Annotated in this window: 23 protein-coding genes; 11 read left to right on the top strand and 12 right to left on the bottom strand. The window is 43.4% G+C overall.

All coding sequences use genetic code 11. The annotated features are described in order from the left end of the window. Nucleotides 1–191 precede the first annotated feature (191 nt). From leuC to JMX70_RS09205, 5 genes are all read left to right on the top strand, one after another. Nucleotides 192–1,610 carry a 3-isopropylmalate dehydratase large subunit gene (gene leuC, locus JMX70_RS09225; protein WP_201591479.1) on the top strand — a complete coding sequence of 473 codons (1,419 nt, stop codon included), beginning with the start codon at nt 192–194 and terminating at the stop codon, nt 1,608–1,610. A gap of 54 nt (nt 1,611–1,664) precedes the next feature. Further along, complete coding sequence (leuD, locus tag JMX70_RS09220; RefSeq protein ID WP_201591477.1) at nt 1,665–2,315, top strand: 3-isopropylmalate dehydratase small subunit; 651 nt, start codon at nt 1,665–1,667, stop codon at nt 2,313–2,315. Nucleotides 2,316–2,472: 157 nt separating this feature from the next. Beyond that, complete coding sequence (locus JMX70_RS09215; RefSeq protein WP_201591475.1) at nt 2,473–3,231, top strand: hypothetical protein; 759 nt, start codon at nt 2,473–2,475, stop codon at nt 3,229–3,231. A gap of 171 nt (nt 3,232–3,402) precedes the next feature. Then, a complete protein-coding gene (leuB, locus tag JMX70_RS09210) occupies nt 3,403–4,506 on the top strand; it encodes a 3-isopropylmalate dehydrogenase (protein WP_201591473.1) in 1,104 nt (367 codons plus the stop codon). A gap of 415 nt (nt 4,507–4,921) precedes the next feature. After that, a complete protein-coding gene (locus tag JMX70_RS09205) occupies nt 4,922–6,025 on the top strand; it encodes a L,D-transpeptidase family protein (protein ID WP_201591471.1) in 1,104 nt (367 codons plus the stop codon). Nucleotides 6,026–6,255: 230 nt separating this feature from the next. Here the strand turns inward: JMX70_RS09205 and infA are convergent, their stop codons facing one another. The 7 genes from infA to dinB all read right to left on the bottom strand — a co-directional run bounded on the left by infA (nt 6,256) and on the right by dinB (nt 14,940). Next, entirely contained in the window at nt 6,256–6,477 is a 222-nt protein-coding gene (gene infA / locus JMX70_RS09200) for a translation initiation factor IF-1 (protein WP_021814850.1), read from the bottom strand. A gap of 142 nt (nt 6,478–6,619) precedes the next feature. Beyond that, nucleotides 6,620–7,492 (bottom strand): tRNA pseudouridine(38-40) synthase TruA, encoded by an 873-nt coding sequence (truA, locus tag JMX70_RS09195; protein WP_227671223.1) that lies wholly within the window; start codon nt 7,490–7,492, stop codon nt 6,620–6,622. Nucleotides 7,493–7,529: 37 nt separating this feature from the next. Beyond that, complete coding sequence (locus JMX70_RS09190; protein ID WP_201591469.1) at nt 7,530–8,615, bottom strand: asparaginase; 1,086 nt, start codon at nt 8,613–8,615, stop codon at nt 7,530–7,532. Nucleotides 8,616–8,778: 163 nt separating this feature from the next. Then, nucleotides 8,779–10,455 carry a FimV/HubP family polar landmark protein gene (locus JMX70_RS09185; protein WP_201591467.1) on the bottom strand — a complete coding sequence of 559 codons (1,677 nt, stop codon included), beginning with the start codon at nt 10,453–10,455 and terminating at the stop codon, nt 8,779–8,781. Nucleotides 10,456–10,512: 57 nt separating this feature from the next. Then, nucleotides 10,513–12,300 carry a type IV pilus assembly protein FimV gene (locus tag JMX70_RS09180; RefSeq protein ID WP_201591465.1) on the bottom strand — a complete coding sequence of 596 codons (1,788 nt, stop codon included), beginning with the start codon at nt 12,298–12,300 and terminating at the stop codon, nt 10,513–10,515. Nucleotides 12,301–12,418: 118 nt separating this feature from the next. Continuing rightward, the gene (queA, locus tag JMX70_RS09175; RefSeq protein ID WP_201591463.1) at nt 12,419–13,675 is read right to left on the bottom strand and encodes a tRNA preQ1(34) S-adenosylmethionine ribosyltransferase-isomerase QueA; all 1,257 of its coding nucleotides are present in this window, start codon (nt 13,673–13,675) and stop codon (nt 12,419–12,421) included. A gap of 179 nt (nt 13,676–13,854) precedes the next feature. Further along, nucleotides 13,855–14,940: a DNA polymerase IV gene (dinB, locus tag JMX70_RS09170; RefSeq protein WP_201591461.1), complete on the bottom strand. Its 1,086-nt coding sequence runs from the start codon at nt 14,938–14,940 to the stop codon at nt 13,855–13,857. A gap of 358 nt (nt 14,941–15,298) precedes the next feature. Here dinB and JMX70_RS09165 point away from each other — a divergent pair, with 358 nt between their 5' ends. Continuing rightward, complete coding sequence (locus JMX70_RS09165; RefSeq protein WP_201591459.1) at nt 15,299–15,544, top strand: hypothetical protein; 246 nt, start codon at nt 15,299–15,301, stop codon at nt 15,542–15,544. An 83-nt stretch (nt 15,545–15,627) separates the two neighbouring features. On the opposite strand, the gene maiA is transcribed toward JMX70_RS09165, so the two are convergent. Next, nucleotides 15,628–16,275, bottom strand: coding sequence for a maleylacetoacetate isomerase (gene maiA / locus JMX70_RS09160; protein ID WP_201591457.1), 648 nt, complete (start codon nt 16,273–16,275; stop codon nt 15,628–15,630). A gap of 84 nt (nt 16,276–16,359) precedes the next feature. On the opposite strand from maiA, the gene JMX70_RS09155 reads away from it, so the two are divergent. After that, nucleotides 16,360–17,229 carry an IclR family transcriptional regulator gene (locus JMX70_RS09155; RefSeq protein WP_201591455.1) on the top strand — a complete coding sequence of 290 codons (870 nt, stop codon included), beginning with the start codon at nt 16,360–16,362 and terminating at the stop codon, nt 17,227–17,229. Between the two features lie 67 nt (nt 17,230–17,296). On the opposite strand, the gene JMX70_RS09150 is transcribed toward JMX70_RS09155, so the two are convergent. From JMX70_RS09150 to JMX70_RS09135, 4 genes are all read right to left on the bottom strand, one after another. Next, the gene (locus JMX70_RS09150) at nt 17,297–17,872 is read right to left on the bottom strand and encodes a VOC family protein (protein ID WP_201591453.1); all 576 of its coding nucleotides are present in this window, start codon (nt 17,870–17,872) and stop codon (nt 17,297–17,299) included. Between the two features lie 134 nt (nt 17,873–18,006). Next, the gene (gene fahA / locus JMX70_RS09145) at nt 18,007–19,308 is read right to left on the bottom strand and encodes a fumarylacetoacetase (RefSeq protein ID WP_406947871.1); all 1,302 of its coding nucleotides are present in this window, start codon (nt 19,306–19,308) and stop codon (nt 18,007–18,009) included. A 201-nt stretch (nt 19,309–19,509) separates the two neighbouring features. After that, nucleotides 19,510–20,706 carry an amino acid aminotransferase gene (locus JMX70_RS09140; protein ID WP_201591450.1) on the bottom strand — a complete coding sequence of 399 codons (1,197 nt, stop codon included), beginning with the start codon at nt 20,704–20,706 and terminating at the stop codon, nt 19,510–19,512. A 177-nt stretch (nt 20,707–20,883) separates the two neighbouring features. Next, on the bottom strand, nt 20,884–21,813 hold the full coding sequence (locus tag JMX70_RS09135; RefSeq protein WP_201591447.1) for a LysR family transcriptional regulator: 930 nt from the start codon (nt 21,811–21,813) through the stop codon (nt 20,884–20,886). Nucleotides 21,814–21,967: 154 nt separating this feature from the next. On the opposite strand from JMX70_RS09135, the gene hppD reads away from it, so the two are divergent. The 4 genes from hppD to nhaC all read left to right on the top strand — a co-directional run bounded on the left by hppD (nt 21,968) and on the right by nhaC (nt 26,187). After that, nucleotides 21,968–23,080, top strand: a complete 1,113-nt coding sequence (hppD, locus tag JMX70_RS09130; RefSeq protein WP_144296438.1) for a 4-hydroxyphenylpyruvate dioxygenase — start codon at nt 21,968–21,970, stop codon at nt 23,078–23,080. Between the two features lie 164 nt (nt 23,081–23,244). Next, entirely contained in the window at nt 23,245–24,189 is a 945-nt protein-coding gene (gene phhA / locus JMX70_RS09125; protein WP_201591444.1) for a phenylalanine 4-monooxygenase, read from the top strand. 135 nt (nt 24,190–24,324) lie between these two features. Then, on the top strand, nt 24,325–24,669 hold the full coding sequence (locus JMX70_RS09120) for a 4a-hydroxytetrahydrobiopterin dehydratase (RefSeq protein ID WP_144296436.1): 345 nt from the start codon (nt 24,325–24,327) through the stop codon (nt 24,667–24,669). Nucleotides 24,670–24,762: 93 nt separating this feature from the next. Then, nucleotides 24,763–26,187, top strand: a complete 1,425-nt coding sequence (gene nhaC / locus JMX70_RS09115; protein WP_068405572.1) for a Na+/H+ antiporter NhaC — start codon at nt 24,763–24,765, stop codon at nt 26,185–26,187. The last annotated feature ends 14 nt before the right edge of the window (nt 26,188–26,201 follow it).

Below are 26,201 nucleotides of genomic sequence, written 5' to 3'. Positions count from 1 at the left end.
TTACTTGTTTTACCAGGCGTTTAGCATCATAAATAGTCATTATTATAAAATATTTGCTTTTATAAAATCTCTGGTTAATTAAATATTAGATGTAAACAGCAACTTAAAATGCGCCAGCAAATAGATTAAGTCATACTTTCATTAATAAAGTAATAAGCCATTTAGTCATTAGTAAATAAAAGGATAGCAACATGGCCGGTCAAACGTTATATGACAAACTTTGGAATGCTCACGAAGTCACCAAGCGTGATGATGGTTCGAGCCTAATTTATATCGACCGCCATTTGCTGCACGAAGTGACAAGTCCGCAAGCCTTTGAAGGTTTAGAGCTTGCCAATCGGGAGCCGTGGCGTCTGTCGGCTAATATCGCAAGCCCCGACCACAACGTGCCAACAGTGACCAAAGAGCGCTTAGAGGGTGTGTCTGGTATTAAAGACAAAGTATCGCGCCTGCAAGTGCTGACCTTGGATGAAAACTGTAGCAAGTTTGATATTGCTGAATTTACCATTAATGATGCGCGTCAAGGTATCTTGCACGTAGTCGGTCCTGAGCAAGGCTTGGTCTTGCCTGGTATGACGGTGGTTTGCGGTGATTCGCATACCGCTACCCATGGCGCTCTTGGCTGCTTAGCGCATGGTATCGGAACTTCAGAAGTTGAGCATGTACTAGCCACTCAGTGTTTGATTCAAAAGAAATCAAAAAACATGCAAATCCGAGTCACTGGTAAGCTTGGCGCTGGCGTGACCTCAAAAGATGTGGTACTTGCTATCATTGCCAAAATTGGCACCGCAGGCGGGACAGGATACGCCATTGAGTTTGCAGGGCAAGTATTTGAAGACATGAGCATGGAAGGTCGAATGACCGTCTGTAATATGGCGATTGAAGCGGGTGCACGCGTCGGCATGGTTGCTGTCGATGATACGACGATTGAGTATGTCAAAGGTCGTCCTTATGCGCCAACCGAGGAGCAGTGGGAGCAAGCGGAAGCTTATTGGCGCACCCTGTATTCAGATGCTAATGCGGTATTTGATAGCGTGATTGAGATTGATGGTAGCGAGATTGCGCCGCAGGTTTCTTGGGGCACCTCACCTGAAATGGTTGTGGATATTACTCAATCAGTACCAACGCCTGATCAGGCGGTTGATGCAGCGCAAGAAGAAGGTTGGTTACGCGCTTATACCTATATGGGTTTAGACGCTGGGCAAAAAATTACCGATATCCAGCTTGATCGTATTTTTATTGGCTCATGCACCAACTCACGTATCGAGGATTTACGTGATGCCGCAGCGGTGATTAAAGGCCGGAAAGTTGCCGATAATATTAAAGAAGCGATCGTGGTAGCAGGTTCTGGGCAAGTGAAATTGCAGGCAGAAGCAGAAGGTTTGGATGCTTTGTTCACGGATGCTGGATTTGAATGGCGCGAGCCGGGTTGTTCGATGTGTTTGGCAATGAATGCCGATAAGCTAGAGCCAGGGGAGCATTGCGCCTCAACCTCCAACCGTAACTTTGAAGGTCGTCAGGGCAATGGTGGTCGTACGCATTTGGTCAGCCCAGCAATGGCAGCAGCAGCAGCATTGGCCGGTCACTTTGTCGATGTGCGTACGTTTTAACTTTTGATTTTGTGCTTTATTTATCAATAATAAATATATTTGATAGGAAAACTTATGCAAGCTTATAACACTCAAACGGGTATCGTTTGTCCGCTCGATCGCGCAAACGTCGATACCGATCAAATTATTGCCAAGCAGTTTTTAAAATCCATTAAGCGTACCGGTTTTGGCGTCAATTTATTTGACGACTGGCGTTATCTTGACGAAGGTTATCCGGGTCAAGACAGTAGCACTCGTGTGATTAACCCAGATTTTGTCCTGAACAAGCCGCGCTATCAGGGCGCTACCATATTGCTGGCACGTAGAAACTTTGGCTGTGGCTCGAGCCGTGAGCATGCGCCTTGGGCACTGTCGGAGTATGGCTTTCGTACGATTATTGCACCAAGCTTTGCCGATATTTTTTATAATAACTGCTTTAAAAACGGCATGCTCCCAATCGTTTTAGACGAAGCCATCGTCGATACTTTGATGAAAGCGACGCTTGCCAATGAAGGCTATGAATTAACCGCCGATCTTGAGCGCCAAGTGGTCATCACCCCAACCGGAGAAGAGTACGCTTTTGAGGTCGATGAGTTTCGTAAGCATTGTTTGCTCAATGGTCTTGATGATATCGGACTGACTTTGCAGCAAAGCGATGCTATCAAAGAATATGAGCATAAGATGATGCGAAAAACACCTTGGATATTCAATGAGGTTAGAGCTTAGTCTTTGATAAAAACGCTTCATATGAACATTTTAATCGACATAAAAAAGAGCTCAGCGCTAATACAGCGTTGAGTTATGGGCATTAAGTGGCTAAAATGAATGGCAATCTATTTTTTACCTTATTGTATTTTCTTCCTTATAAATAGTAGACGCCATTATGAATAAAACACGTTTTGCTGTATGGACAGGCACGGCTCTTGCCGCAAGCTTATTATTATCTGGCTGTCAATTGTTGACGGGTTATCAACAGATAGACTCGGCAGAGAATGCCAAAGCGTGGACAGGCAAAATAAAACCCATCACTGGTGAAGTAAATATCGCCTGCGTGGGAACGTATCATTGTGAAATAGCGCGCATTGATCAGACACGCATTATAAGCAGTGAGACTCATGAGCCGATCAATCCCGCTATGCTAGTCAAGACACAAGAGGCAAATGGCAAAAGTCGGGCGGGCAATAAGCAGGTCTCCGCGCCCATTGCGATGGATATGACGCCGCTGAGCCATAAAAACGCCATTAAAATTGTCCCCTTATCCGCGTCTGCTATGCCTGGGCTTACCAATTATTATGCGCGAGTCACACCTGCGAAGCGCGAAGTGCAGATTAATTTTTATCCAGAAAATAATTTGGGCTACGTCGAGCGTTTTGCGATGATTCACGACTTTATGGAAGAAGGTACGTATCAGCTGCGTGCTTACCAAAAAAAATCTGGCGCAAATTCAGGTAGCTTGTTAGAAACGGCTTCTCCAGAGCCATTATGTGTCGATCTTTATCAAGGCAACAGCGTAAAGCGCCGTTTTTGTAAAGAGATGGGGGCTGAGCACCAAGGAGAGTTTGTGGAAACGCGTGTGGTTAAAGCTGCGCCTGCTCAAACGCCATCAGCAGCGAAAAATAAAGTGAAAACCAAAGCAGGCTAGATAAAATTGAATAGAAAACGGTACTAACTATCGACGATAGACCCTGACTTCTTGCGCAGCTCATTGCCCAAGAAGTCGTTTTTTAACAGGCTATCTAAGCCTGCTAGCAATACCATAAATAGCAATACCATAAACAACAACTTACTTCCCCATTTACCCACAAGGATTAGTATGGCAACGATTTTAACATTAGCAGGCGATGGCATCGGCCCTGAAATCATGACTCAAGCTATTGATGTGCTAAATGCTGTCAATGATAAGTTCGCTTTAGGTTTGACCCTAGAATCTGGATTAATTGGCGGTGTGGCGGTTGATGCAACGGGTGAACCGCTACCAGAAGAAACGCTCCAACGGGCGCGCGTAGCGGATGCCGTGTTATTGGGTGCGGTTGGTGGTCCTAAATGGGATGGTATCGAACGTAGCAAACGTCCTGAACGTGGTCTGCTGAAAATTCGTAGCGAGCTTGGTTTGTTTGCCAATCTGCGCGTGGCAAAACTTTATCCGCAGCTTGCTAATGCTTCAAGCATCAAGCCTGAAATTATCTCAGGTTTGGACTTGTTAATCGTTCGTGAATTGACTGGCGGTATTTATTTTGGCGAGCCGCGCGGTATTCGTACCCTAGAAAATGGCGAGCAGCAAGGCTATAACACCATGGTTTATAGCACCAGTGAAATTCAACGTATCGGTAGAGTTGCTTTTGAGTTGGCAAAAACCCGCGCACAAGCAGCCGGTACGCCCGCCAAGGTTTGCTCAATCGATAAAGCCAATGTTTTAGAAGTCACCGAGCTGTGGAAACAGACGATGATTGAGATGCAGCAAGCGGATTATAATGACGTAGCGTTATCGCATATGTATGCGGACAATGCTTGTATGCAGCTGATCAAAGACCCTAAGCAGTTTGATGTCATGGTCACGGGCAACATGTTTGGTGATATTTTATCTGATGAAGCGGCGATGCTGACCGGCTCTATCGGCATGCTACCATCGGCGAGTCTAGATGAGGCGGGCAAAGGGATGTATGAGCCTTGCCACGGTTCAGCGCCTGATATCGCCGGTCAAGATAAAGCCAATCCATTGGCGACCATTTTATCGGTGGCGATGATGCTGCGGTATACCTTTAAACAAGAAGCTGCCGCGCAAGCGATTGAGCAAGCGGTCAGTGAAGTGCTTGACGATGGCTTACGTACCATTGATATTCTCGATCGTAGTGAGACGGTGCTTAAACAAGTAGGCTGTAAAGAGATGGGGCAGGCGGTTTTGGCGAAATTGGCCTAATGAATACCGCTTTAATAGAAGCTGATATTTCTACATCCTAGTTATTTCTAAATCATAAGAACGATATACCCATAATTTACTAAGCAAGTTATGGGTTTTTTTATGTCTATATGGCTCATTTATGCACCGTAACAGACTTACCCAGATAGTCGCAAAAAAAGTCTTTTTTTAACACAGCTACCGCAGGACATAGGTTTAATTAACATAAAGCTGTTATATCCTCACACACCAATCTGTCACTATAAATAGCTCATTAAAGTAGTTATTGTTTATCTGCACTATTTTTGTCTGATATCGTAATAATTTAAAAACCATTAAGCCCTAAATAAAATATTTATAAACAAAGGGTCTTGATAGTCAATTTCTCATTAAATTCTAATAAAAATAACATCAATAATAATTCTAGGAGTTTTACATGTATCAATTAACGAAAATTACTAGCGCATTAAGAGCATTGGGTTTATCGGCGGCTTTGGTGATGAGTCCAAGCTTTGCTGCCACTGACCATACTAAAACTGACAATATTAAAGATGTTAGCCCAGTAACCAACGGCGTCAGTCAAAAATTTACCGGTAATAGTAAAGCAGCGACGTCATTAAATAAGTACTTACCAACGATTAAATATACAACTGAAAATCTGCCAGTGCAGGCGCAAAAGGTAAATAGTGCTACTTGGAAACAAGGAATGAAGAGAGATCGTGATACTACTACCAAGCTGCAAGCTCTATTAAACTGGAACCAAAATGGCGTAGGCTCTGTCGATGGCTATTGGGGTAAGAACACCATCAAAGCCATGCAAGCGTTTCAAAAAGCCAATGGCTTGACGGTAACTGATAATTTAAATAACGAGACTTGGCAAGCATTGACTAAAAATGAAAAACTAACGACACAGCCAGTATTGGTTCGTTATCAGCTGAGCGAAGCAGACGTCAATATCAAAACCACCACTATTCCCGCTGGCGCAGAAGCCAAAGCCAAGCTCGATGGCATGTATTATGAAAGCGTGACGGAAGGCTTAGCAGAAAAGTTCCATATGAGCGAAAAATATCTTAAAGCGCTCAATCCTAATGCTAAATTTAGCGCCGGCGAAACCATTACTGTTTATAACCCGGGAAATCCTAATACCAAGCCTGTGAGCCGTGTCGTTGCTGATAAAGCAACCAAAACGTTATATGCTTATGACGATAAAAATAACTTAATTGCCAGTTATCCGACCACGGTAGGTAGTACTGCAACGCCATCACCAACCGGTACGCATACGGTAGAAGTAAAAGTACATGAGCCTAATTACACCTACACGGGAGACGATGGCAGTAAGTCTATCATTCCGCCAGGCCCAAACAATCCGGTCGGTCTGGTATGGATAGGGCTGAGTAAGCCTTCTTATGGTATTCATGGCTCGCCAGATCCTGCGCGTATTAGCCGTCAAGCATCAGCTGGCTGTATCCGCCTGACCAACTGGGATGCTTTAGCTCTGTTAGGTGTGATTCAAGATGGTGCCACGGTCGAGTTTAAATAAGAAGTTGTTATGTATAGAATAATTAGACTTTGAAGCCTACTCCTTAAAATGAAGACAAAAAAATACCGCTACAATAGCGGTATTTTTTATGGTAAAAGCAAAAAACTGATATTAGAACACTAAAATTCGCTAGGTAATAATGAGTAGGTTAGCAATATCATTATTATTATCAGTTAAACCACTCAAGCATTTACATCAATGCAGTTATAACCACTTTAGGTAATAAAAATTTAGTTTTTACCACGGTAAGTAATGCGACCTTTTGATAGGTCGTAAGGCGTCATCTCAACCTTAACTTTATCGCCAGTTAAAATGCGGATATAGTGTTTACGCATCTTACCTGAAATGTGCGCAATGATTTCGTGTCCGTTTTCTAGGCGAACTTTAAATAACGTATTTGGAAGGGTGTCGATGACTTCGCCTTCAAATTCAATAATATCGTCTTTTGCCATAATTTTTTATCTATCAATCAATTAAAAATAAGACCATATTATACGCAAGTTAGCGGATTAAAGCAATACAGAACCTGATTTTTACTTGACAGCTTGTAAGTGATATGTATGTCTGTTTGTATTAACGATGTTCGCTCATTATTTAATCAGGCAGGTTAAGCCAAACAGGCGTCAAAGGCGCGTGTGGCAATAACTGTTGAAAGCGTTCAGGATAGTAGGCATTGATAAAATACAGGCCGTCACCAGAAGCGGTCGGCGGAGCAATGCTACGGTCTTTTTTGGCTAAAATATCTAAAAAGGCGGCTGGCGGCAACTCATGTCGGCCGATAGCGTAGAGGGTGCCCATCAGATTGCGCACCATATGATGTAAAAATCCATCTGCTTGGATATCAAAAACGATAAACTGCCCATGCGCAAATAGTCTGGCGTGACTGACATGGCGAATAGGCTGATTGGACTGGCAAGCGGCAGCGCGGTAGCTACTAAAATCATGAGTACCGGCAATATCAGCCGCCGCTAATTGCATCGCGGCCAAATCTAGCGGCTCATAAATGTGAGTCACTTGATGATTTAAGATAGCAGGGCGCTGGGCTTGATTGAGGGTGATATAGCGATAACGGCGGGCAATAGCACCAAAGCGCGCATGAAAGTCACCGGGCATCGGTTGTATCCAGCGCAGAGCAATATCATCGGGTAATAAGCTATTGATGCCGCGTAGCCAGTTATGGGTAGGGCGATAAGCATGAGTGACAAAATGCGCAATCATGTTGCTGGCATGGACGCTTGAATCCGTACGCCCCGCTGCCACTACTTCTACTGGCTCATTGGCGACCTTACTGATAGCGGTTTCTAACGCTTCTTGGACGCCAAGTACTTCTCGTTGTCGTTGCCAACCATGATAATTTGTACCTAAAAACTCGATGGCAATGGCTAAGGTATAAGTTGCTTGGTTTTCAGTTGCGGTTTGAGTTTTAATGTTGTCATTTTTGATGTTTTCGATCTCAGGTATTGTCATGTTAAAGCTTATAGAGTGATAAACAGTGAATAGTTATTTAGCGCTTCTTGATAGTAGTACTGGCCTGATTGACATTATTTAACCAACGTTGACGCCGTCTGGCCGGAGTATCATAACGCAGCAATAGCCATAGCAAGCGCGCATAAATTGCGGGAATGGTTAAGCGTCCGCCGGCAATGACATGATAATCGTATTGCCAACTGCCCGCCGCATAAGTGTCACTAACGCCGCCAAACGGGCATTGACTGGCACATATCACCATGTGACCTTTTTCATAAACCAGTTGCAATATTTCTGCTAAAGCTGGCGAGTAAGGTACATTACCAGAGCCAAAACCTAATAAAATAATGCCACAAGGCGGCTGTGATAATAAGGCGCGTAGCTGATTGTTTAAAACGTCCATATCATTTGGCAAACAATATAAAGCGTGAACGTGTGCTTGCTCCGCCCGAGCTTTGACAGTGCTGACCAGTGCTTGCTGATCATCTAGCCAATGCTGGCGGCGGGTATCTGGTAAGTTTTTGATATAACTATTGGCCGGATATGCCGCTCGTGAGTGACCGGTAAACGCCATAAAATCATGACTATGAATTTTTTGCACGGTTTGCGCAGGCCATGATTCGCCACCAAAGCTAATTCTCACGCCTGACTCACCAGCTGCCGCCAGTTTTAATGCGTCAGTGAGGTTGTCCCAAGCGTCGCTATGGGCGTCAATCGTATAAGCATCCAGCACCTCACTATCGAGTAAGGGGCGCATGCTACCCGTGACGACAACGCAAACATCGCTGCCCGCAAAAGCTTCAGCCAAAAAAGCCCCTAAATAACTCAAGGTATCTGTACCAGTAATTAAGACAAAGCGTTTATGGCCTTGTGCATAAGCCGATAGTAGCAGCCGATAAAAATGAATAAAATCGTTAGGAGTAAGTTGGCTACTGTCTTTAATTAGACCGTTTTCTAGCCAAGATACGGGCGCTAGGTGCGTAGCTGCACTGTGTTCAGCCAATAGTTGTTGCAACGTCGGCAAAAAAACGTCTGCTGATAATGGCGTTAATGGACGTCCATAACTGCCAAAAGTGCCGCCAGCGTAAATGAGTTGAGTAGGTGTGGAGAGTGTTCTTTTCATAGCGGAAGAGGGCATAGTATGGTTACAATCAAGGAGTGGTGGAGAAAGTAATGATAATACGAGTAATTTAGCACGTTAAATAGTAGAAAAGCTAACTGCAAAAAAAATCAGCAAGTACTCTTACATTAATAGAATACTTGCTGATAGAAGAAAACGCTACTTTTTATGCAGTGCGATCTAGTAGTGCTTGCGCTTGGCTCTGCTGCTCGCTATTACCTTGGTTAATGACCTCAGTCAGTAAACGTTTGGCGCTATCATATTCACCCAATTGTACGTATTGACTGGCTAAGTCTAAGGTGACTTGATTGCTATCTAAGGTTTTAACAAAATCAAAGTCCGCCGCAAAACGTGATGAAAAGTCCTCTGTGGCTTCAACTTCAGTCTCAATAGTAGCGTTATCTAGCATATCAGTGCTATTGACATCACTACTGACATCATAATCGTTTTTAACCTCGACCGGTGTCGTCGCTGTTGGAGCGCTTGCTAAAGAGTCGAAGTCAAAATCATCATCGATTAAAGTATTGTCATCGAACCTGTCAGTAGTTGGCGCGTTACTAGAAGCTATTGTCTCATTTGTTTGATTGTCTGTCGTATCCACATCTTCGAAACTAATCTCGTCGATGCCATTGCTTTCCAAAACACGGTTATTCTCTGATGGATGGTCTTCAAGAACAAAGTTGTCAAATTCATCAAAATCATTCAAGCTATCATCAATAACAGCAGAAGTTTCATCTGATGATGATTGTACTTCAACTGGTGTGTCGTTATTATCATCTAAAATATCAAGAGATAAAGCAAAATCATCTTCTAATGAGCTGACGTCTGTCATAGACTCATTATTAAGATTCACATTAGCTTCGCTTGTATCAAGCTCTAAGTCTGCTAAGTCTAAGACAAAATCTTCATGATTTAATGTTATTTCATCATCAGCGTTGTTTAAATCATTTTTAGACAAAGAAGTATTAGTTTCCGACGCAGTATTATCCTGTTCTGCTAAGTCGAAGTCAAAATCCAGCTCACTATCGCTATTGTTGTCATTTGCGCCGCTGACCGTCGATGTTGATAAGCTTTCCTCATCGGCAATATCTAGCTCAATGACAGGTGCGGCACTAGTAGCAGCTGGCTCATCAATATCTTGTTCTAAGTCATCTAAACTGAGGGCAAAATCTTGCGTATTATTATCAAAATCATTAGAATTTGCTAATGCGCTGTCTGAGCTAGCGGTTAAATCGTTTTTATATTCTTGACGATTAGCTGCTTGTTCATTAAGACTAGGATCAATAATTGGATCGGTATTTTCGATTTTTTTCGCCGGCAAATCAAAATCGATACTTTCAAAGCCAGTATCTAGATTGTTATCAGCAGGTAAGGCACGTTCAGCCGCTTGGTTTTGTTCTTCCGTCAGCAATGCTTTTAAGTCATCAGCCTGAGCGATGCTTTTGGCATCACCATGCGTTTTAATGGAATCATAGACTTTATTAAAGTTATCAGACTCGTCTATTGTTGCGTATACTGCTAGAAGCTTTAGAGTTAGCTGGCTATCATTTGGCTTTTCAGCGAGACCACGATTGAGAGTTTCAATGGCTTTATCATAGCGCTGTTGCTCCATAAAACGCTGTGCTATCTCAATATGATCAAATCGCTTATCACTATTGACATTAGCTTGAGTATTAGTACCTTTAACGGCAGTATGTTTCGGTAAAGTTGCAGATTTATCTGCTTTATCTGCTTTGATACTTTGCTGTGCTGGTGGTTTTTGCGCTTTGTTCTTGCGCATTACCAAGACTGCTATTAGTACAATACATACCAATCCAGCGATAATATATAGCATATTGTCCATAGTTACTCCTATACCTACGATCATGGTTGCAGCATACGGCACTGATCGGCTAGGTAATTATTGATTGCGTAATTTTTCGAGACGAGCTTGTAGCTCCGCCAGTTTTTGGTTTTGTAATTGCAGTTTTTTAGTATAGCTGCCAAGCGTACTGTTGGCCTTTGATAAACGCTGCGCTTGGTCTGCGGTACTTTTTCTAGAAGATTTAAGAATATCTAACACATCTGTACTAAGCCCATTGCCCGTCGTCACACCTTTTTTAGTTTTAGTGCCATCGGCGCTACCGTCATAACCAGGAGCGAGCACGGAAAACTGGGCGGCTGGTAATATCTGCGTTTTCTTGGTTATGGGTTTCTCATTTGCTGCTTTAGGGGCAGGTTTTAGCGCAGCAGATTTTTTGGTAGTAGGTGTATTTGCTTGGCTATAATACTGTTTTTGAGTACTAATGGCTTCTTGCAACTTCTTCTGTGTTGGCATCACATCATAATTAGGTAGGCTTAACTCGGCATCAGCTTTTAGTTGATCGGCGTTTTTATTAATAAAAGCTTTCGGATTTTGCGCTTGAATCTCACTCATCACGGTTTGAACGTCAAGATTGTTTTTTTCTGCGATTTGCTGGGCAATAACCCATAAGTTATCGTTGCGTTGTACCGTATAGGTAATCTTGGAGTTATTATCATTATTCGCTGCGGTATTTACTAAGCCTAAAGAGACCGTTTTTATAGAAGGCTCAGTTGTCAGGATATTAGGTTTTGATGCGATTTGGTTTGTGGAAGCATTACTGTAAGAAACGTCCCTAGACGGTGCTTTATTTAAAAGAGTAGTCGTAGTCATTATATTATCAGTATTGTTTTTATCGGTTGCTACATTGCTATAAGGCGTGGCTGTAGTAGGTGCAGTGACCATGACGGCATTATTACTAATATCGTTGTTTTTATTATTCTTAAGCTGTATTTGACGAGTAATTTTTACATTTAGAATATCAAATATTTGCTCATTCATTGGCGCAGTTTTATGGTTGTCTAAAGCACCAGTTGGGTTTGGCGTGGTGTTTGTCTGCATAGCTACATTTTTGTTTGTAAGCGCTTTATTTATATCGGTATGATTATTCAAACGATTGACAGGAGAAGTCGTTGCGTTATTTTGCGTCATCGTTCTGACTGGCGATAAACTGGTTGCTGTAAGCGCCTGACTATTACTAACTTGAGATGCCGAGGCTTGGCTGCTCGGTAGTTGAATGCTAGGGACAGAGGTTTCTATAGCTCTTGGCTTTGAAGCCAGCAATTGAGTGGGTGGAGTCTTAGAGACGGGTAATAATGGAGGCGGATTGCCTTTTCTCACTGTTAATGGTTGCGCGTTAGTAGGAGAAACAGTCGGTAGATTAAGTTTGCTTGCTGCTGTCACACTATTTTTTGAAGGATTGATGGACAAGCTGCCATCGAGCGGCATAAGCAATGTTTTAGGGATAACGCTACGCTGCGCACCATCATTAATGGTTAGCACTATATCGGCAAAAGGTTTAGAGACAGGTTTTGTGGTCGTAATAAAGACCTGCCCACTGGTAGCTGAAGTAGGCTGAAAACGAACCGTCATTGAATCTGTTGGAGTCAAACCCATTTGCTGATAAAGGGTAGGGTCAGCTAAACTCGCGGAGAAATCAGGGGTTTGAATGTCATTAACAACAATACTGGCTGATAAAGGTTCATGCTGAGCTGAGGTAATGACAGTCTTACCCATGGTAGCCGCTTGGGCGTTAGATATAAGGGCGGCATAACTGATTGAATAAAGCAGCGCCATTGATACTGAGCGATGTATCGTAGTCAGGCGATGAGGTAAATGACAAGACATATGCAGCCCTTTAAAAATAAGTATTAACTATGTTGTTATAACAAAATAGCGTTTAGTTTACCAGTTTATTTCGCCGCCGTTATAAACAATATATTTATTGTTTGTTTAGTGTTTGCGCTTACGCTTTTATTTTTTTATCAAGTAACATGGCGTCGCCGTAGCTAAAAAATCGATAGTAGTTATTAATGGCATGTTGGTAAGCTTGTTCAATCGGGGCTTTACCTGCAAATGCAGACACTAACATGAGTAACGTAGACTTTGGCAAATGAAAATTCGTAAGCAGTTTATCTATCACACCAAATCTGAACCCAGGATAAATAAAGATATCAGTATCGCCCGCCCAGCTAGAAAGCGCTTGTCCATTAACCGCTGTTTTTTGATAAGCGGTCTCAAGGACGCGCGTCACTGTCGTGCCTATTGCAATCACCTGTTTGCCATTAGCATGGGTTTGGTTGATGAGGTCGGCAGTAACTTGAGGCAGATGAGCGTATTCGCTATGCATGGTGTGATTGAGTAAGTTGTCGGTTTTGACTGGCGCAAACGTACCAGCCCCTACATGCAAGGTAACAAAAGCAGTATGAATGCCTTTAGCAGCCAGCTTATCTAGGACGAATTTATCAAAATGCAAGCTGGCCGTCGGTGCAGCAACGCTGGCAAGTTTGGCTGGATCATGAAAAACGGTCTGATAACGGGTATTGTCAGTCGCATCGGCGTGGCGCTCAAAGTAGGGCGGAATAGGCAGCTCACCATAACGCTCTAAATCTGGCAAAATCAGCGCTTCAAAAGCTAAGATAAATAAGTTTTCTTGACGACCTATGACCACAGCCTGCATATGACCATCAGCAATCTCTAGCCGTTGCCCAAGCTTAGGTGCTTTACTGGCTTTAACATGACAAAGGGCGATATGCTCTTGGTCAATGCTCTTGCCATCTGTCGTTTCTAGCTGTAAGACTGTGCTATCTAAATCTGAAATGTTAACCAAACGCTCAATCAGCACTTCGATCTTACCGCCCGTGTCTTTTTGCCCGAACAAGCGCGCTTTCATGACTTTGGTGTCGTTAAAGACAATTAAATCGCCCGCATTTAGCAGATCGGGCAGCTCAGAGAATTGTTTGTCTATAATCTGGCTGTCGCTATCTTTCTGCTGATTAGTGGCTAAATATAGTAATTTTGACGCCGAACGCTGCGCTAAAGGATAACGGGCAATTAAGCTGTCCGGCAGTTCATAATCATAATCATCAACACTTAGATATTCTAAAGTTTCAGCATTTTTATCTAGCATCTTATTAGTGTTTTTAACGCTGCTCTTGTCAAGATTTTTGTCAGCAGTATCGGTGCAAGTCGTATCTAAGTTTACAGGTTGAGAATCAGTCATAGTTAGTCTTTCAGTAGATGGAGATTTTGCGGTAATTGTAGCAGAAATGCAGATATGAAAGAACGTTTTCCTCAGCTGCTACCGTTCATATTAAAGCTGAAAATAAATTAAATAGCCTAAGTAATAGTTATTGAGTCCTTAAAATTTATCTTTATCTTTGCAAGTCAAGTAAAGTGCCATTATTCAAACAAATCTAACTGTGGCAAAATTTGGGTAGCAGGCATCAATGAAGAAAACGTCACCCCGACAAGCCTAATAGGTAGTAAGCGCGGAATATCTGAAAACAACTTATCAAGCCAGTAATGGGCAGATTCGGCACTATCAAAAGCGGTAGATAAGGTATGTGAGCGCGTAACCTGAGTAAAGTCAGCGTATTTTATTTTAAGGGTAATGGTATAGGCGATGAGCTGTTTTTTGCGTAACTGATTAAAGGCGTCGGTATTTTGCTCATAGATTTGTCTGCGTAGCTCGTCATCGTGATTCAAATTATCCCTAAAAGTCGTCTCAGAGCCAACCGACTTGTGCGTACGCTGTGATTTAACGGGGCGTTCGTCACGGCCATGAGCGATGTCGTGATAAAACTGACCGCGCTTGCCAAATTCATTGACCAATAGTGCCGCGGGCGTGCGTCGTAGATCAGCGCCATTACTGATACCCATCGCATGCAAGCGCCGAGCAGTCGCTTTACCAATACCGTGAAAACGCTCAATGGGCAACGCGCTAATAAAGGCGTCGGCCTCCGCTGGCGTGATAACTGCCGTACCATTAGGTTTGTTAATATCAGAGGCAATCTTGGCGAGCATTTTATTAAATGACACGCCTGCAGACGCATTAAGCCCCGTCTGCACTAAAATCTGTGCCCGTAGCCAATTTGCCATTAGCGTGGCTGAGCCTTGATGTACGCTCAATCCTGTCACATCAAGATAGGCCTCATCTAACGATAATGGCTCAACCTGCGGCGTTAAACTGTGCATAATACGGCGAATATCTTGACTGACCGCGCGGTAGACATCAAAACGCGGCTGCACAAATATGACATCTGGGCAACGTTTACGTGCCTCATAACATGACATGGCGGAGCGTACACCAAACTGACGCACCTCATAGCTTGCCGCCGCAACCACGCCGCGACCATTTGGATCTCCGCCAACGACTAAGGGCTTGCCGCGTAGTTCAGGAAAGTCGCGTTGTTCCACACTGGCATAAAAAGCATCCATATCGATATGAATAATTTTACGAGGGGTAGGTTGAATAAGAGCGGTCATAACCACTATTTTACCTGATTTTATTATGAGTTTTAGCCTCTATCGCTTATAAAAGTTATAAAAGACTGAGCTTAATTTTGGGCTCATTATTTTACTTATCCTTGAATAAAGCGCCTCTTGTAAAAATTATAAATTTATACCGCTTGTCCTTAAATACCTACCGTCTGTCGGGAATGCTGCTTTCTATGTTACAGTTTTGCTACTAAAGTTCTACACTAGAGTTTCTATAAAAATAAAGAGTTGTTAATTAATTTAACGACCCATGTTGTATTGTTTTTAATAAAATAGGAGGTTGTTAGAGCTCGCGTCATTCTTATGGATTGAGTAATGCTAAAGCAGGATAGCTAAGGAGCTTGGTATGAATAATGAGCTAAAAGGGAGCGATTTAACCCGCGCGCTACTTAAACGAGGTTATAAGCGAGTATGGTGTGCAGTCGATGATGAAAGTGATGAGGAGGCGATAAAGGATCAATGTGGTAATGATTTTACCGCCTATATCGTGTCATTTAAAAATGGCTGCTTTTATTGTAGTGGCGGCATGTCATGGCTATGTGCGGTACCTATTAAGATAGTGGAGGTCACGCGAAAAGAGATGAAAATTTGAGCAGTGATATAAATAGAAAGCTATCTCTATTTAATAACCTCTAAATTAAGGGCAGTCCTTTTTTAGAGGTTGTTTCTCTAAGGCTAAGCATTTGGTGCATCAGGTTGCTGCATAGGGTCGGCGTCAGCAAAGGCTTTTAGCGTACGGCAATGGGCGTCGATTTGGACAATATTTGGATAAGGATTTAAGTCCACTTCAAAACGCCGCGCCGAAGAGACTTGCGGGATTAAATAACAATCTGCAAAGGTCGGGCTGTCGCCGTAGCAAAATTTCCCGCGAGTTTTGTCAGCGACCAAGCGTTTTTCTAACGCAGCAAAACCCTCACTTATCCAGCGATTACACCATTTTATGACCTCAGCCTCATCTACCGACAGCTCATTGCGTAAATATTGTAAAACACGGCGGTTATTAAGCGGATGAATATCACAACCAATCATTGCGCTTAACGCCCGTACTTGCATGCGCCCCGCAGCGTCTTTAGGCAATAATGGATTTTTAGGATAAACCTCTTCCAACCACTCTAAAATAGCCGGACTTTGAAATAACAGCAAATCATCGGCTTGTAAAACAGGCACCAACCCTTGAGGATTAAGTGCTAAAAATTCGCTTTTTAATTGTTCATCTTGTGCCAAATTAACCGCAATATAGTCATAATCTAAGCCTTTTAGGTTCATCGCGATACGCGTACGGTAAGACGTACTGCTGCGAAAATAGCCATAAAGTGTCATCATTATTTATTCCTTTTATTATGTTGTCTTGTTGGTTATATAAATGGGTATAATTATTGATAAAGTAAATAATTAATTGAGCAAAACATGCCCGTATCTGAAAACCTGACAGACAATCCTACTAGCAATAAAAACCAAGGTGGCGTGCAGTCACTTGAAATTGGATTGTCAGTATTAGACGTTCTAATCAATCACAACGAACCTATGATGCTAAAAGACATCGCTCAAGCTGTACAGATGCATCCGGCAAAGTGTCATCGCTACTTGGTCAGTCTTATTCGTAAAAATTATGCACGTAAGCTCAGTGATGGGCGTTATGGGCTTGGCGCTCGAGGAAATTCGCTTGGGCATGCGGACTTCAATCAACACAACCTATTAGAGCGCCTGACGCATGTGGCAACAGAGATTAAAGACACGGTAAACTGCGCGGTACAGATTGCCAAATGGTTTAGCGAAGGTCCGATTATTATTCAATCGGTTGAGCCAGACAGCCCGATTAGTATCATCACTCGTATTGGCTCGCGTATGCCATTGACGACATCAGCGACAGGGCAGCTGTTTGCCAGTTATCAGCCAGAAACGATTATTAAGCCATTGGTTATCGCTGAATGGCAGACAAATGATAAAGACACTATCGTAGAGCAATGGCAGAATTTTAACCAGTTGCGCGCCAACATTCTTACCCAAGGCTATGCCACAGTTACCGGCGATATGTTAATGGGGATTAATGCCATTACCATTCCAGTGCTTGTGCCGCAACTAGAAATCAACACCTCGACCACTAATCAGCCGCTTAGCAATAATCAACTATCTGCTAATGACAAACTATCTACTGATGATATGCCATTAGAATATGCCATTACCATCATTGGTACCACCGAGCAGTTACCAATGAGTGAGCAACATAACGTGGTTGAGCAGATACTAGCCATTGCAAGACGCTATCAAATAGCCTAGTCAAAACTTGCTATTTAACTTAACTACTGAATAAAGTAAGTTTTAACTATTGCATAAATTGACGCTGTTACTCACCAACGGGCGCCACGTCTCTTGCTTCAGCGAGTTCTTCTGCATGTAAAAACTGCGTATGAACGGGCGCACGTTTGGTGCGCGACCATTCATCTAGCATCTCATGTTTTATCTCTTCTGTAATCATCGAGACTTTTTCTTCTGAGGTACTATCATCGTAGGTAAGTTCCATACGATGGCCATTAGGATCAAAGAAATAGATAGAATGAAAAATACCGTGATTGGTCACGCCGACTACGTCGATGCCATTTTCTTCTAAATGCTTTTTTGCCGCGATTAAGGCATCCCGGTCTTTTACCTTCATGGCTAAGTGTTGCACCCAGTTTGGTGTATTGGGGTCAAAGCCCATTTCAGGCTGATTGGGTACTTCAAAAAACGCCAAGACATTGCCATTACCGGCATCTAAAAATACATGCATATAAGGGTCAAAGGCTTTGGTCGAGGGGACATGGTCCTCAGCGAATGCTAAGATAAAATCCATATTGAGATATTTTTTATACCATTCAACGGTTTCTTTAGCATCCTTGCAGCGATAGGCCACGTGATGGATTTTTTCAATTTTAAAACTCATATCAAACTCCTTTTGATAAAGCGTCCAACTTAATTGGCTGCCAGCACTTCGCTAAACTAAGTGGTGATAATTGTCTAACAGCCTAAGTAATTTTTTTACGCTTGTCTGATTTGTAATTACTTTATGAAATAGGCCTATTTGTCAAAATCAAAGCTAAGCGCAGGCAGTACTTTGCCGCGTACTTCACCAAAGCCAACACGAATGCCGTCTTTTTCGCTATAGCCTTTCATAATCACAGTATCGCCATCTTCGATAAAGCTGCGCGTTTCGCCGCCTTTTAAAGTGACGGGTTTGGTGGCATTCCAAGCAATCTCTAACATTGAGCCATAAGAGTCTGGCGTCGGTCCCGAAATCGTCCCTGAGCCCATCATGTCGCCGACTTCTACTTTACAACCAGTGATGGTGTGGTGGGTGAGCTGCTGCGCCATTGACCAATACATATATTTAAAGTTGGTCTCACAAACTACCGTTGCTTCATCGCTATTCTCAGGCAACAGCTCGACTGATAAATTGATATCAAAGCTATTGTTACTGTCTTTTTCATTGAGATAAGCCAGTGGTTTTGGTTCTTGCGTTGGGCATGCAGTCTTAAAAGGTGCTAACGCATCCATGGTCACAATCCAAGGAGATACCTCAGAGGCAAAGGTCTTGGCATTAAAGGGGCCTAAAGGTACGTATTCCCATTTTTGAATGTCGCGAGCTGACCAATCGTTGAGCAAAACCATGCCAAAGATATGATCCGCGGCTGCATCGACTGCGATCGGTTGACCGATATCATTGCCGCGACCCACGACAAACGCGGTTTCAAGCTCAAAATCTAGACGCTTACAAGGTGAGAAAATAGGACGTTCGTCAGGATTGGGTTTTAGCTGGCCTGATGGGCGTATTACATCGGTGCCACTAACGATGACAGTGCTAGCGCGGCCATTATAACCGACGGGCATTTCAGTCCAGTTAGCTAGTAGAGCGTTCTTTGGGTCACGGAACATGATACCGACGTTGGTCGCGTGTTCTTTAGATGAGTAAAAATCGGTAAAACCTGGTACGTGAACAGGCAGATGCATGGTGACGTCTGCTTGCTTAAACAGCGCTTTTGCCTGCAAGTCTTTGTTGTCGCGCAGTGTGTCACTATCAGCAGACAATAAGGTTTGAATGGTGCTGCGCGCCTTGGTCCAGTTGCCGCGACCAGAATCAATAAAAGCGTTTAGGGTTGGCTGATCAAAATAGGGGCCGCCTGCCAAACTTAATAAACCTTCTGCTTCGAGTATTGATAAGTCTAAAACGTGCTCGCCAATAGCAACACCTGCGCGACGATTGTTATTACCAGTAACGTCTTTAGCATCACTAAAAATACCATAAGGCAGGTTATGAATAGAGAAGTCAGAATCAGCGGCAATATCGATAAATGAGGTGAGGTTTTTGTCAATCGTTGACATGAGGTGCTCCTTGCTAAAGCGTGTATTGAATTACGTTATAATTAACTATTTACGTATAATGTAATTTATAGCCAAATAGATTGCAAGGTTTTTTGTGCAGTGTTTTTTATACAGTTTTTTAGAAAGTGGCAGACATAAAAAAAGGCTGAGTCATAACTCAACCTTTTTAATCACATGTTTTTTTTAAATTACGCTAGAGAGTTAGTCTTTTAAAACGTCAGCCATGGCATTGGCAACATAATCGATATTACTGCTGTTTAAGCCCGCCACACACATACGTGAGTTTGAAACCATGTAGATACCATATTTGCTTTGGAGTTTTTCAACTTGTTCAGGCGTCAGACCGGTAAAGCTAAACATGCCGTTTTGCTCAGTTAAATAATCGAAGTCACGGCCGGGGACTTTTTCTTCTAAGACCGATTTGAGCTTTAAGCGCATGGCTTTGATACGGTCACGCATGGCATAAACTTCGCCAACCCATTGCTCATGTAGCGCTTCGTCGTTCATGACGATATCGACCACGCGGCCGCCATGTGATGGTGGGCTTGAGTAGATGCGACGCACGGTTGCATTTAGCTGACCAAAGACGCGCTCCGCTTCGTCAGTGCTTGGGCACACGACCGACAGACCGCCGACACGCTCACCGTATAGCGATAAGTTTTTAGAGAATGAGTTACTGACAAATACGGGTAGACCTATCTCAACTGCTTTACGAATCGCGTAAGCGTCGCTGTCCATGTCTTTACCAAAGCCTTGGTAGGCGATGTCCATAAATGGAATCAATTCACGCTCTTTAATAACAGTTAGCGCGGTATCCCACTGTTCACGAGTCAAATCCATACCGGTTGGGTTATGGCAGCAAGGGTGCAGCAAGACAACATCGTTTTTATTCAAAGTTTCAAAAAATGCAATCATTTCATCAAACTTAACACTGCTGGTTGCTTTGTCGTAGTACGGATATTTACCGACCTCGACGTCAGAGCCTTCAAAGATAGCAATGTGATTGCCCCACGTTGGGTCGCTGACGTAGCATTTGGATTGTGGGAACCATTCATGGATAAACTCTGCGCCGACTTTTAATGCGCCAGAACCACCGATAGTGGCGATGGTTGCTACCAAACCGTCTTGTAAGATTTGCGCGTTTTTACCAAACAGCAATTCCTGGCAACCTTTACGGTGTCCTGGTAATCCTGCCATTGGCAAGTACGGACGAGGAGAGATAGGGTCAGCAATGCGCTGCTCCGCTGTTTTGACACACTCAAGGACAGGCAATTTGCCATCCTCATCATAATAAACGCCCACACCCAAATTTACTTTATCTGGATTGGTGTCAGCGGCAAATTTGTCCATCAATCCTAAAATCGGGTCACCGGCATAATAATCGATACGTTCAAACATTTTATTTCCTTACAAGGGAGATGAGTTAAGGCGTTAAAAAGCATAAACCAGTTTGGCGATTAACTCAATGTTAGATTCAGCGATACTGATTAATTAACGCATTTTTTTGTTTATTAGCAATTTTTTGGACAGATTTCAGCCTTTGCTAAATTGAAATAATAAGTGCTTTGATTGCCCTTAAACACGCTGCAAATCGTCAAAGTGGCTGGCAAAGTAAGTTTGCAAAAATTGCTTAAAAGCAATGCTGGCGGGCGATAAAGCGCGTGATGAGCGTTGATAAATAAAGAATCGGCGCATTTTAACCGGCTGTGCCAACGGGCGCATCTGCAAACCATTGGCGCTTACCCAATCTATCACCTCTGGCATATAAGGCAAGCACAAGGTAATGCCAAAACCTTGGCGGGTCATCTCAAGGGCGGTCGACATAAAGTTGACTTTATAGCGCGCCTGCTGAATATGGCTGGCGATTTCCTCATCAAGCTCAGCGGTGACTTGCTCGATAAATGGCCCTTGTAAAGTAATAAGAGGCGTATCTACCAAATCCTGCCAAATGACTTCTGATTTTTGCGCCAGCGCATGGTTATCTGGCATTACCACACAAAACGGCAGCTGATATAACAAATCGGCGCTGATGTCATCGTCAGGCTCCGTAAAACCACGCTCAGTACCGACGCCCAAATCTACCTCGATGTTTTGAATATGTTCTAAAACATTTTCTGCTGAGCAATCAAGTAAAGACACGCTGATATCCGGATATGCTTTAGCAAATCGAGCAATAACGGCTGGCATGGAGGAGGCAGCAAATTGCGATACCGCAAGTCTGACTTGACCTTGCGCCAAACTTGTCAAGCTACTGGCTTCATTTTCAAATAGCTGCATCTCATTTAAAATACGCCGCGCTTGCGGCAATAAATGATGACCAACGACGGATAATGACAGCTGGCGGGTGGTGCGGTCAAATAGCACGATACCAAGGCTGGACTCCAATTCTTTAATCAAACCACTGACGGCAGATTGGGTCAAATGCATCTGCTCGCTGGCACGGGTAAAACTGCCATTGTCAGCCACACTGATAAAAGCGCTCAATTGGCGAATACTGATATTCATAAGCAAACCTGATAAATAAATCAAAAAAAACGATTAGTCTTATAAATCAAGCTAATCTAATATAAATCACTCGTCAATAGGAATGATTGATGAAACTTATTTTTTGCTAATTTTTAGTGATGTATACCACCAATTGAAATTAAGGATGATGACAATGTCAGAGTTAAAGGCAGATTTATTTGATAACCCAATGGGCTTGCAAGGATTTGATTTCGTTGAGTTTGTCTCACCTGAGCCTGAGCTTGTCGAAACGCTATTTCGCAACCTTGGCTTTACTCATATTGCCAATCACCGCTCAAAAGATGTGGCCTTGTTTCGCCAAGGCGATATCAACCTTATTTTAAACCGTGAGCCAAAAAGCCATGGCAGCTATTTCTTAGGTGAGCATGGCGCGGGCGCTTGTAGCATGGGCTTTCGAGTAAAAAATGCGCAGCAAGCGTATGAGCTTGCTATCGAAAACGGTGCTGAACCAGTAGATGTGCCTACAGGGGTGATGGAGCTGCGCCTACCAGCGATTAAAGGTATCGGCGGCTCGCTTATTTATCTCATTGACCGCTTTAGCGATGGCAATTCTATCTATGATATCGATTTTGAATACCTACCGAGCGTCGACAAGCATCCAAAAGGCTTTGGCTTCAAGGTTATCGATCATTTAACTCATAATGTCTACCGTGGTCGCATGGCATATTGGGCCGACTTCTACGAGCGTATCTTTAACTTCCGCGAAATCCGTTATTTTGATATCACCGGTGAGTATACGGGTCTGACCAGTAAAGCGATGACCGCGCCTGACGGCAAAATTCGTATTCCATTAAACGAAGAATCAAAGCAGGGCGGTGGGCAAATTGAAGAGTACTTGATGCAATTTAATGGCGAAGGTATCCAGCATATCGCGCTATTGAGTGATGACTTATTATCTAGCATCGACAAATTAAGAGACATGGGTATCCCGCTGATGACAGCGCCAAATGATACCTATTACCAAATGCTGGATGAGCGCTTACCAAACCACGGCGAGAATGTCGCTGAACTACAAATGCGCGGCATCTTGTTAGACGGTACCACAGAAGGCGGTACGCCACGCTTATTGCTACAGATTTTCTCTGAAACCATCCTTGGTAGCCCCGTATTTTTCGAATTTATCCAGCGTAAAGGCGATTATGAAGAAGGCTTTGGTGAAGGTAACTTTAAAGCCTTGTTTGAATCCATCGAGCGTGACCAAGTCCGACGCGGCGCGATTGGTCAGCCAGAAACTGAAACGCCATAGTTTTAGCTTAATCGTTTATAAGTATAATAAATGGGCAGGGCAAAAGGAATTTGTCTTGTCCTTAATCAGCAAAGTACTGCTTGCGATGGTAAATCCAAAATACCTAAATTGAGGATTTACTGACGACAAGCGACTGTACTAACGCTAATAAAAGGAACACAGGCATGGAACGCCTACAAGCTAACAATACTATTCAAAAATCCCACAGTGCCAAGAGTGTGTCTTCAAATGCTCTCGGCGCTGATGATGCTAGCCATAGCGATTCAACCGCTGAGAAGCAACCTTACCTCTCGCATCAGCCAGACAGTCAGGGTCATATCCACTATAGTGACGATGAAAATGCCATGTGGCAGGCGCTGCTTACACGTCAAGCCAAGCAAATACCCAATCGAGCTTGCTCAGCCTATCTAGAAGGCTTAGAAAAGCTAAATCTGCCATCGACGCATATCCCGCAACTCCACGATATCGACGAAATCCTGCAAGCCACCACCGGCTGGCAAACCGCTGCCGTTCCTGCGCTTATCAGCTTTGGTAAGTTTTTTAAACTTTTAGCAAATAAACGCTTTCCGGTAGCGACCTTTATTCGCCGCTTTGAAGACATGGATTATATCGAAGAGCCTGATATTTTCCATGAAATCGTTGGCCATTGTCCGCTGCTGACCCATCCTGCTTTTGCCGCTTTTAATGAGACCTATGGCAAGCTGGGTCTTGATGCCAGTAAAGAAGAAAGGTGGTTTTTGGCACGGCTTTATTGGTTTACCATCGAGTTTGGCTTGGTAGGTAGTCACCCTGACAATCGCCGTATCTATGGCGGCGGTATCTTGAGCTCCCCTTCTGAAACGATTTATGCGCTTAATGGTAGCGATACATTGCAACAATCCAACCATCACCATCAGCAGCAACCTCAAAATCAGCCAGAACACCGCGCATTTGATTTGCTTGATGTTCTGCGTACGCCTTATCGCATTGACCATATTCAGCCGATTTATTATGTCATTGATGATTTGGATGCGCTGTTCGATATCGTCGATAGCGACATCATGGGCAAGGTCAAACAAGCAATGGCACTTGGCTTGTTTGAACCAACTTATGCACCAAAAAACTCTTAATACATTAAAAAATTTAGCATCGTTAAAATAACGATGGGGTAAAAGTGATGCTGTAAAAACAGTATTAACACGGACGTAACTGTATTAAACCTAACGGTATTAAAAAAATAATAGTTAACTTAAAAGGATATTATCATGACGACATTATCACAAGCCAGCTGTGAAGCCTGCCGTATCGGCGCTCCAACCGTCGACGACACAGAAGCACGCGAGCTATTACAACAAATTCCTGATTGGTCGCTCATCGAAGTCGACGGCATTAAGCAATTACAGCGTCAGTATAAATTCAAAAATTTTGTCACAGCGATGGCATTTGCCAATGAGCTTGCCGACATTGCGGAAGCAGAAGGGCATCATCCGGGTATTTTGGTAGAGTGGGGCAAGGTCACCGTCACTTGGTGGTCACATAGCATTAAAGGTCTGCATCACAATGATTTTATCATGGCAGCCAAGACCGATAGCCTACTGGGTAAGTCATGAGACTGGCAATAATCTTTGCAACTAATTAAACTTGTCCCACCCAAAACCAACCCTAACGCCAGAGTATATATGATGGCACCATAAGGATGTGTTATGCCTCCACAAGTACTTACCGAGCTATCTCCCAAGGTAGCTTTTATTATTGCCAGCGTTGTCATCGCGATTATGGGTGTGACCATGATCGGCTTTGGCTGGGTACCGCATCTGTCATTGATGCTTGCAATCGTTGTTTTATTAGGCCTTGGTATGTATAAAGGTCTAAGCTTTGAGAAGATGCAGGGGCAGATGTCATCGGGTGTTGTCAGTGGTATTGGTGCCATTTATTTACTATTTTTTATTGGTTTGCTGGTCGCCGCGCTGATGATGTCAGGTGCTATTCCTACCATTATGTATTATGGTTTTGATCTCATCTCACCGCAGTATTATTATATTTCGGCTTTTGTTTTGACCTCAATTATTGGTGTCGCTCTAGGCAGTAGTTTGACCACAGCCGCGACACTTGGTGTGGCCTTTATTGGTATGAGTAATGCCTTTGATGCCAACGTCGCTATTGCTGCTGGTGCAGTGGTTTCAGGTGCTTTTTTTGCCGATAAAATGTCGCCGTTGTCAGATACTTGTACGCTTGCCTCTTCTGTCGTCGGCATTGATTTGTTCGAGCATATTCGCAATATGATGTATACCACGGTACCGGCGTGGCTCATTACAGCTGGGCTATTTTGGTATTTCTCTGGCCAGACGGGTACGGGTGATTTAGGTCAAGTGACCTTACTGCAATCACAATTGGTCGATAGCGGCTTAGTCCATGGTTATGCCGTATTACCATTTGTCGTGCTAGTGGTATTAGCACTATGCCGAGTCAATGCCATTTATACCATCATTTGTACAATCGCGACCGCTTTAGTGCTTACTTATCTGCACAGCACGCCAAGTATTGGGCAGCTCGGCGGTTATCTATTTGCTGGTTATACGCCCGCCGAAAATTTAGAGCTGGGTGAAGTGGCGGGTATGATCTCACGTGGCGGTATGCAAAGTATGTTCTTTACTCAGACTATCGTGATATTGGCGTTAAGTTTGGGCGGTTTATTACGTGCTTTGGGGATCTTACCAGCGTTATTGTTAGGTATTCGTAATATGCTGACAAGCTCAGGACGTGCTATTTTTGCCGCGGCAATGGCAGCTTTAAGTATCAACGTGCTGATCGGTGAGCAATATTTGAGTATCTTATTATCAGGAACTGCGTTTCGTCCGACCTTTGAGCGTTTGAATTTACACCCCAAAAACCTATCGCGTACCATCGAAGACGCGGGCACGGTTATCAATCCATTAGTACCGTGGAGCGTGTGCGGGGTATTTATCAGCCAAGCGTTAGGTGTTCCGGTACTTGAATATTTGCCTTATGCCTTTTTCTGTTATTTATCGCTGCTGCTTACGATACTGTTTGGCTTCACAGGTATCACCATCAGTTGTAAAGATGGCTCTAGCATTCGTAAGCAACCAAAAGTACAAATGGCCAATTAGCGAACATTCATTTT

This window comes from Psychrobacter pulmonis (assembly GCF_904846465.1).
GTDB lineage: Bacteria > Pseudomonadota > Gammaproteobacteria > Pseudomonadales > Moraxellaceae > Psychrobacter > Psychrobacter faecalis.
The sequence above is the reverse complement of the archived record's forward strand: the minus strand, read 5'-3'. Positions and strand labels throughout refer to the sequence as shown.